The organism is Candidatus Neomarinimicrobiota bacterium, assembly GCA_030743815.1.
GTDB lineage: Bacteria > Fidelibacterota > Marinisomatia > Marinisomatales > S15-B10 > UBA2146.
Genome location: JASLRT010000117.1, coordinates 1 through 8,691, shown reverse-complemented (window position 1 = coordinate 8,691; position 8,691 = coordinate 1). Strand labels below are relative to the sequence as shown.

The 8,691-nt window shown below is 50.4% G+C and carries 11 protein-coding genes; 1 reads left to right on the top strand and 10 read right to left on the bottom strand.

What is annotated here, in order from left to right:
* The 8 genes from QF669_09440 to QF669_09405 all read right to left on the bottom strand — a co-directional run.
* Positions 1–181 (bottom strand): hypothetical protein (locus QF669_09440; protein MDP6457652.1); only part of this gene is annotated, 181 nt, incomplete at its 3' end.
* A 17-nt stretch (positions 182–198) separates the two neighbouring features.
* On the bottom strand, positions 199–486 hold the full coding sequence (locus tag QF669_09435; GenBank protein MDP6457651.1) for a hypothetical protein: 288 nt from the start codon (positions 484–486) through the stop codon (positions 199–201).
* A 65-nt stretch (positions 487–551) separates the two neighbouring features.
* A complete protein-coding gene (locus QF669_09430) occupies positions 552–1,307 on the bottom strand; it encodes a FlgD immunoglobulin-like domain containing protein (protein MDP6457650.1) in 756 nt (251 codons plus the stop codon).
* 19 nt (positions 1,308–1,326) lie between these two features.
* Complete coding sequence (locus tag QF669_09425; protein ID MDP6457649.1) at positions 1,327–1,548, bottom strand: DUF5659 domain-containing protein; 222 nt, start codon at positions 1,546–1,548, stop codon at positions 1,327–1,329.
* Between the two features lie 34 nt (positions 1,549–1,582).
* Complete coding sequence (locus tag QF669_09420; protein ID MDP6457648.1) at positions 1,583–2,470, bottom strand: hypothetical protein; 888 nt, start codon at positions 2,468–2,470, stop codon at positions 1,583–1,585.
* A gap of 30 nt (positions 2,471–2,500) precedes the next feature.
* Positions 2,501–3,037, bottom strand: coding sequence for a hypothetical protein (locus tag QF669_09415; GenBank protein ID MDP6457647.1), 537 nt, complete (start codon positions 3,035–3,037; stop codon positions 2,501–2,503).
* Entirely contained in the window at positions 3,034–3,459 is a 426-nt protein-coding gene (locus QF669_09410) for a hypothetical protein (GenBank protein MDP6457646.1), read from the bottom strand. Before QF669_09410 ends, QF669_09415 begins: the two co-directional genes overlap by 4 nt.
* The gene (locus QF669_09405) at positions 3,456–3,980 is read right to left on the bottom strand and encodes a sigma-70 family RNA polymerase sigma factor (GenBank protein MDP6457645.1); all 525 of its coding nucleotides are present in this window, start codon (positions 3,978–3,980) and stop codon (positions 3,456–3,458) included. The genes QF669_09410 and QF669_09405 overlap by 4 nt, the downstream gene beginning before the upstream one ends.
* A gap of 207 nt (positions 3,981–4,187) precedes the next feature.
* Here QF669_09405 and QF669_09400 point away from each other — a divergent pair, with 207 nt between their 5' ends.
* A complete protein-coding gene (locus QF669_09400) occupies positions 4,188–7,142 on the top strand; it encodes an ATP-dependent DNA helicase (protein ID MDP6457644.1) in 2,955 nt (984 codons plus the stop codon).
* Positions 7,143–7,258: 116 nt separating this feature from the next.
* Here the strand turns inward: QF669_09400 and QF669_09395 are convergent, their stop codons facing one another.
* The gene (locus tag QF669_09395) at positions 7,259–8,221 is read right to left on the bottom strand and encodes a dienelactone hydrolase family protein (GenBank protein ID MDP6457643.1); all 963 of its coding nucleotides are present in this window, start codon (positions 8,219–8,221) and stop codon (positions 7,259–7,261) included.
* 262 nt (positions 8,222–8,483) lie between these two features.
* A partial coding sequence (locus QF669_09390) for a FlgD immunoglobulin-like domain containing protein (protein MDP6457642.1) occupies positions 8,484–8,691 on the bottom strand: 208 nt, incomplete at its 5' end.

The following is an 8,691-nucleotide window of genomic DNA, read 5'->3' as shown; positions in this document are numbered from 1 at the left end:
AAACGGACGCATAAGGAACCGGAAGACCTGATGCGGAATCCACAACTGTTCCATAAACGACGCCTATTTTAGGAGCATCCTTCATCTGCTGTCGCTGCATACCCTGGCCCCGCCGACCATGGGGTTGGGCTGATAAAACTGCAAAACAGACAATCGCCGCTATGATTGCTATCCTACGCATTCGATTTCCTTTTCATCTTAGCAACTTAACTGGGTTGAATTTAATATCGCAAGATTAGATTTCGAAGGAAGGGAAACTACCGGCATAGTCAGGTGACCACAAATCCCGCCGGCACAAAAAGGCAGTGACACGGGGTGAGCATAAGAAGATGTGCCGCGGTCTTTGTCCTTGATTGTCACATTGGCGTACGGCAGCGCCTCGCCGTTGGAGGCGTCAACTACGTAGCCCGAAATATCGCTTGTCTTGCTGCCGCCTTGACCAACAAGTCCTGTGATGACGGTGAATATGATAAGGAGGGGTTTCACTATCTGATTTTTAAGCGCCGAGAAGTGGAGGGAGACCCCGAGTGAGACCGCCCTTTGCAGGGTTTTCACTTCATCAGCAACATTCGAGCGGAATATGACTGATCACCAGCCGTGATCCGATAAATATAGACGCCGGAAGGTGCTGCCTGACCGTCATTCATGACGCCGTCCCATCTCAGAGAGTGGGTACCTTCGTTCTGGTATCCCATCCGATAAGACTGAACCAGTTGACCTTCCATATTATATATTCGCACGTCGACGGTTGCCGGTGCTGTGAGCGTGTAAGTAATGCTCGTCTCAGGATTGAAAGGATTGGGATGATTCTTCGCCCGGAGCCTTTCTCTCTCACTGATAGCTCCGTTGCCCGGCAGTTCGATGCCCCACTCTTCCAACTGAGCCATGACTGCGTCGCGAATCTCTTCTCTCGAGGCGCCGTCGCCCTTCATCTGTTCAACCAACGCCTTGATGGCCGTCCGCTGTTCCTCAGTCAGATGGCGCATGATCCTGGCAAAGGGACGGCGTTTCCCGAAATCGTCGGGAACTTCGTAGCCCCACGCCCCCAGCTGCGCCACCACAGCATCGTGTATCTCTTCCCTTGTTGCACCGTCGTCTCGCATCTGATCTACCATCTGTCGAATGGCGTCTCTCTGCTCTTCGGTCAGCTGCCGTAAAATGCCGTGACCTGGGCCGTGTCCGTTTGTCATACCGGGACCGTGTCCGGATCCATGCCCAGGACCTTGACCCTGTGCAATCACGCCAGTGCCCAATATCATAGCCAGCATAATTGTCACTAAACCGGCTGTTCGAAAAACTGTTCTCATCTCTGTTACCTCCTGATAGTTATAGCAGTTTCTTTAAGTTTCTCAATTCGTTATAGTAGCTCAAAAAGCGACTATTAACGAACTCCACTTTCAGCGCTTCGGTATCACACTCCCTGATTTCAAACGTGAAAGTGCTCTTGCCGTTATTCTGATTTGATGTGATGAGTGGAAATTCTTTCATCCGCAGATAGGCCGAAAAGGCCAGATCGTCTGTTGTAATGGATTTAGTCACGTTTTTCATTTGACCATTTTAAACATCTTAGAATGGTAAAAAGTTAAACTGCTACACTGTTTTCTTGCTTCAATTCTACCTGTTCTCCTTCAAACTCCACCGTAAAGAAGTCTTCAACCGCAAACAGTTCATTAACGCCGACGGCATAACACTTCACACCCGCGTCTTTGAGAGCGACAACCTCTTTAACACCAATCGAATCATCCACCATCATCCTGACCCACCCTTTGGTCAGTTTGCCTCCTTCTTTGATTTCATCAGCACTAAAGCCGCGACAGTAGACCCAGTCAACCTTTTTATCCGTCAGTTGCGCTAGTTCGTCCGCCGAGCGGACTTCCACCACAATCTTGATCAGTGACCGCTGGTCGCCCACTTCGCCGATAACTTTCGCTACGGCTTTATTCAGAGATCCCACACTTTTCAGATGATCCGATGTAATATAGACCCGCTCGTTGAGTCCGGTGTCCAGCGTCATTCCGCCCGCCTCTTCTACGGCGTGGGCGATGATCTTTCCGTACCCTGTGGGTAAATCTAGATTGTGACCAACTTTTATCCCGTAAGGTTCAACCGTCTCAACCGCTGCACGGACTTTGGCAAATACTCTTGCCATCAGCGATACGAGTGGCCTTGCCACCTGCCAGCCCGTCAGGATCGCGCTGCCGTTCCCCTCCAGGTGAATGGTGATATCACCCCGCGGAATCACCGTTTCAGTGGCAGCGTCTGTTTCAAACTGCAGTGATGGATCACCGTATTTCACCACTTGTTCAAAGAGAGGCAAGATGCACGCCGGCACGGGTTTGGTATTCCTGATATTCACAACCACATGAGGAGGGTAAGACAAGAGTGTCTCCATGGTGAGATCACCCTCTCCTATCTTGCGATCGTATAGACAGAGCGCCTGAGCGATAGCCTTGTTTAAGGAATCAGACATTCAGATAATCAAAGATAATCAGGACTACAGTCACCTTTTACCCTTCTTCATGCGGCCCATTTTCCCGCGCTTTTTCATTTCCTCGGGGCCACGCCGGTTACGGATGCCCTCACGCAGCTCCTTACGGAAGCGGAGTTCAAATCCAAAATAGCTGGCCCTCTGATCAGGCGTAAGGATATCGTCCAGATTTTCAAAAAACTGCTGCTTCTTCTGTATCTTTTGTTGTTCCAGTTCAGACATTTTCTTGGTGATCTGATCCAGTTTGCTCGGGGTTATTTCTCTATTTTCAGTCTTTTTCTTCTTCAAATCCACTAAGAGCTCCCTCTGCTGTTTTCCAATATCCATGAGTTCATTTTCCAGGACATTGTAGCGGGGAAAAAACTTGCTGGCCTGATCCTCGCTTAAATCAAGTTCTTCCGTAAGATGCCACATTTTCATCATTTCCAGCCGCTCGCGCTGCGGTTCCGGAACAGCACCACCAGGAGGAGCTTCAGGAGTATGCGGCCACGGCGATTGAGCAGACGCAACTCCTATGAGAAAGGCTAAAAGGACTGACTGCTTTATCATGACGGTTTCTCCTTATTCTGTATTGTTAGTAAATCAACTAAACCAAGATCATCTAAATCTTGCAAAAGATCCCAGCCGTTGCCGATAAAATTCTCCCCTTCCACAAGATAATCGAGGGCTTCAAACACAAAGGTTTCATCTGTAAAGATATCGGCGGCGTCAGCGGTCTCGTCCTCGCTCAGCAAAGCCTGATACTCTGTGAATATCGGATAGTAATCCTCATTGCCCACCCCGGGATCCCGCATGACCCCGATAAAAACGAGCAAGACCGCACCAAAGCTGGCGGCCGCATTAAGGAATGACTGTTTCCTTGCCTTGCGCCGATCAAGTTCACTGTGCAGCCGGGTGATAAAGTCGCCAGCCTCAGGAACGTCCACCCGCGCCCCGGCTAAATCCTGCAACCGTTCTTCCAGCAATGTCATGATTGTTCTCCCAGCCGCTTCTTGAGATTATTGATGGCATAATGATAATTTACCTTAGCACTATTTTCTGAGATATCCATGATGGCGGCGACTTCTTTAAATGGCAGTTCCTGGAAAATTCTTAACATCAGCACCATTCTCTGTTTCTTCGGTAAATTGCGAATTGCGTGCCACGTGCATTCATCAAGTTTACGATCCTCCTGCGCCGGGTCAGCCGAGACTTCTTCAATGTGCTCTCCCGAGGTAAAAATATTACGGACGCGCCGTTTGCGGAAATAGTTGTTGGCAACATTGGCAGATATGCGGTAAAGCCATGTGGTAAATTCGGACTGCATACGAAAACCGTTGAGACCTTTGTAGACACGGATGTAAGTCTCCTGACAGAGATCGTCTGCCTCCATAGGATCCTTAAGCATGCGAGAAAAGAACTGATAAGTCGTCTGATAATGTCTCTTGACCAGCTCATCGAACGCATATTCTTCTCCGGTTTGAAATTGTTGTATCAGCTCTTGGTCTGTCATGCAGCATTTTCCCTCTTTTGACGCATGAGTACTAAAAAGGTTAAAAGAATCCGCTAAGATTTCAAATCGATTTAGGAATGGCTGAAAGATTCCTCTTTCCGGATGGTTGTAAATCATCCTGGTGAGACTACCTCAAATTCGTGATGAGACCTGACCCAAGTTGAGGAATGACATTCCATCTCAGCTACAGTTGGAGTAACTTTCGCCGTGGACAAGCTACCCACTCCCCAGCAGCGAAAAGCAATCGAACATCAGCCTGCCCCTCTCATGATCCTGGCCGGCGCCGGCACGGGCAAAACCTTTACCCTCATAGAACGGATCGTCTATCTGATTGAAAAGAAGAAGGTCAATTCATCCCATCTGCTGGTCATCACATACACGGAGAGGGCCGCTGCTGAATTGAGGAGCAGAACGCGACAACTCATCGGATCGGCGGCACAAAAAATGACCATCGGTACCTTCCACGCCGTCTGTTACCAGCTGGTGAAGGAATTCAGCGGTATCACCCCTCAACCGAGACTGCTGGATGAAAGTGAGGCTGTCTATCTGCTGCTGGAAGATTTTGACAGTCTCGGCCCCTTTTATTCCACTGAATTTGCACTGAACCCGGAGAAAGCGGTGGTGAACAGTTTCCTCCCTTTTTTCAACCGCTGCCGGGACGAACTGATAGTCCCGTCTGATAGCCCCGATCCTGACCAGAAAACCACAGAACTTGAGATCATGGACCAAATTGAAGATCTGCGGCGCGTCTACGAACTCTACCAGCGAATGAAGTCTGAGATCAACGTGGTGGACTACGGTGATATGATCTTGAAGGCACATCAGATTCTAGCAGAGGATCAGGTCGCGCTGGCCGCGGCGCAGGAACAGTTCCGGCACATTGTGGTTGACGAATTTCAGGACAACAACTACGCTCTAAACGAGATCGTCCGCCTGCTGGCCAGTGAGCAACAGAGTGTGACCGTGGTCGGCGATGACGATCAGGTTATTTACAGCTTCCGTGGCGCCAGTGCCTACAACATCAAGGCATTTAAAGATACCTACGGCGATCACCACAAATTCCTCTCCACACCGCTGGAGATAAACTTCCGCTCACACCAAGAGATCCTCGATATAGCCAACAATATTATCCAGCATAACAAAGACCGACAGGTAAAATGGCTGAAGGCAGAAGGAGACCGCCGGGGACCCCTTCCTCGTCTCATCTGGGCCGAAAACAGAGAACACGCCGGTATCATTTCACATGAGATCAAAGACCTGACAGAAGAGGGGCACGACTATTCACAGATGGCTGTTCTGTGCCGCACCCGGAACCAGGCAAAGAGTGTGGCATCTGTACTCTCCGGTGACGGCATCCCCGTAATATCACAGTTCCAGCGCTTCTTCGAGATTCCCGTGATCAAAACTTTGGTCGCGTGGTGTCAGGTTGCAGGGGGCGGAAACCTGCAGGAGGTGGCTCTCTATCGCCTGATCAGGGAAGAGACGGATCAAGAGACCGCGTTTGACCTCTTTAGCCGTTTCGATCCGCGGGACAGGTCACCGCGGAGACAACTCATCAATTCTATTAATGGAAAGTTGCCGGTGGAGGCTGAAAAGATCCTGCAGAAAATTGATACTCTGGAGAGGCTGGCTGTGAAGAAGAGTGCCGGGGAAATGGTGTGGGAGATATGCAAACAGGCGAAACTTATGCTGCCGCTGGTGAAACGACACGAGTACGATGATCAGGTGGCTCTTCTGAATGTGAGCAGCCTGATGCGCCGTGCTCAGGACTTTAGCAGCGGCAGACCGAATGAACGGGGACTACGCGGGTTCAACCTATACCTGGAGACCATGCTCACCGACGGAAACTGGGCCGCCGAGCAACCAGTAGCTAACAGCAGTGTCAACGCAGTTACTGTGCAGACTATCCACGGTGCGAAGGGCGCAGAGTTCCCTGTTGTCTTCGTCCCCTTCAACCGTTCTCAAAGCTTCCCCCTTTCATACCAGACCGAACCGTTCATCAGGCGTCCGCCGGACGCCTGGCTGCATTATGTAGATCACACCGGTTTGACAGCAAAAGATCATCATCTTCAGGAGGAAAGACGTCTTTTGTATGTCGCTATTACCCGGGCGCAGGAGCGGCTCTACCTTCTGGCTCCTGAAAAGGCGACGTCACCATTTATTAAATCATTGGACAAATCGATAGTCAAGGAGATTCAGATGCAAAAAGAGACAGCCGAAGAACAGTCACACGTCTCACCGCTGCGCCGCAAGTATCAGGAGCGGCTGCAACGGGCCGTGGCGCGGGACGATTTTGTCAACGCAGGCAATCTGGTAAAGGCGCTGGGTATCATCCATAGAACAGACAGCGGCGAGACTATTGAATGGTCTGATGAACCGTGGCAGCATGAACTGAAGAAGGAGCTGCTGGAAGAGTTTACACCGCAAGCGAAAGAGCGGATCAGCCTCTCTGCCAGCGCGATCGAGACCTACCTGCAGTGCTCACTGAAGTACCGACTCAAGCAAATGGACAGAATTCCAGAATCCGGCAGCCGGCCCCAGCTCACTTTCGGCAGCATCGTCCACAGGGTACTGGAACGTTTTCACGCCCCCGGCAAACCGCTATCTGAAGAAAGAATGCTTCAACTGCTAGACGAAGAATGGCGCGAAGGAGAATTCCAGTACGAGGAGAGAGAAGAAAAACTGAAAGAGCAAGCGGTGGAGATGCTCGTGCGTTACGTAAATGACATCGGCGATGCTACACCGGATGTTGTGGCGCGGGAATTGAAGTTCATATTTGACCTCGATGACGTTCGCATTCAGGGAATGATTGACAGGATTGACCGCACTGCCGGCAGCGTCAGAGTGGTAGACTATAAGACGAGTAAAACGGTCACACCAGCCAAGAAGAGTACTCAACTGGCCATCTACAGCCTCTATCTGGAAGAGTGCGAAGAAGATGAACTTCTCGGTCCCCCCGGCTCATCGACTCTGTATTACCTGCGGGATGAAGAGCAGCCGGCAAGGGATCACAGCTTCACCCCGGAAGAGCTGTCGGCCACACGGGAGACCATCGCCGCCGTCGCTCAAGGCGTCCGCTCCAGTAATTTTACACCCACCACTGGTCACCACTGCAATTGGTGTGACTACAAAGATCTCACCTGTCCGGCATGGGAAGAGTAGCACCTAACTGTCTTCAACCAGCATTGATAAGGAAGGGAAATAATGATGATGAATAACAGAACAGTTTCCACGATTTTCACTCTTTTGTTTCTCGCTGTCTCCATTCCTGACTAATTTTAGTTATCAAGTAAATGGCGCGCCATAAAACTTTTTGCGATTTTAAGCGCTTCTGCCCGTGAATCAGGATTACCTCCATAGGTGGGGCCCCGTCCTGCGCAGAGAGCTAATCCAATCTTCTGTCGCCATGACGATGTCATGGGAATATCCATAAAATTCATTAGTACGGCTCCATCCTGACGCATGGCAAAGCGGCAGTCCGTGAAGGAGTAACCTTGCTCATCAATGACAGGCAGCCCGACACGGTCGAAGGAGTGGTGGGAATCTGCAAATACGGTTAACTCAACCTGGGCGCCATTCGCCTCCATGACCGACACCAGTTCTTCACAGGCGGCAGCCGGCGTCCAGTCATCCAGCTCACCGATAAGAATATGGATCGGATCATCTGTAAAATCCAACAATTCCGGCACGACAAAACAGGGCGGATAAAAAGCCAGATGGGCCGCAAAACCGTTCTCATCCGTAATGGAACGTTTCAACGGTTGCCATGCGGAAAACAGTGTAACACCACCGCCTAAACTCCAGCCTGTGATGGCCACACGACCGCTATCAATTCGAGGATCGTCCGCCAGGACCGCCAGAGCCCGGTAGGCATCCAGAATCATCATGGCCGTGGTAACGGATATCTGCTCCCCTACGGTGGATGTGACGCCGCGACTGGCAAAACTTTTAAGTTCAAAGGTAGCCATGCCCATCTCCCGGTACATGGACATATATTCGTAATGGTGCTCACTCCATCCCAGGCTCCCCGCAACACCAAGAACCAAAGGTAGATCTTGATGCTCCACACCCTGGGGAAAACGCAAAATCCCGTAAACCTCCTGGGATTCCTGGTCTGGCAAATCTGTGATTATATCAAAAAATGAAAATGGGTTGGCGCTGGTAAAAGTGATCCGTTCGCCTGTCTCCTGGCAAAAGACCCATGATAGCATAAAGATGAAAACTGCGTGAGTGGATTTCATGTATCACCCCTTGATTGGACTAAAGTTCGATCAGATACTATTTTTTCCGGTGCAAGGTTTGTTAATCAACTACTTTCTAATTTACTCCGATTTTAGACCGGTGGTGTGAAAAAAAATCTTCATCACCATGGCACTTTACAGAACGAAAACAGCATATAGAAAGGAGTAAAATGTCGAAGATCCCGGCTGGCGGGGATCAATCCCGAAGTTTCGGGTGAAGAATCCAATCAGCGTGTGCTGGAAGCAGCGATCGTTCTGGAGGTCATTTCAGCAGCAGCATTTTGCGCGTGCGGCTGAAATCACCCGCCCGGATCTGATAAAGGTAAACTCCGGCACTTACAGACCTACCGAAATTATCCGTCCCGTCCCACATCACTTCGTGCCGACCCTGCTCCCGCCAACCGTTAACTGCTACTGCCACCTGACGGCCCAGTACATTATAGATCGTCAGCTCCACATCCGCTTGCTGC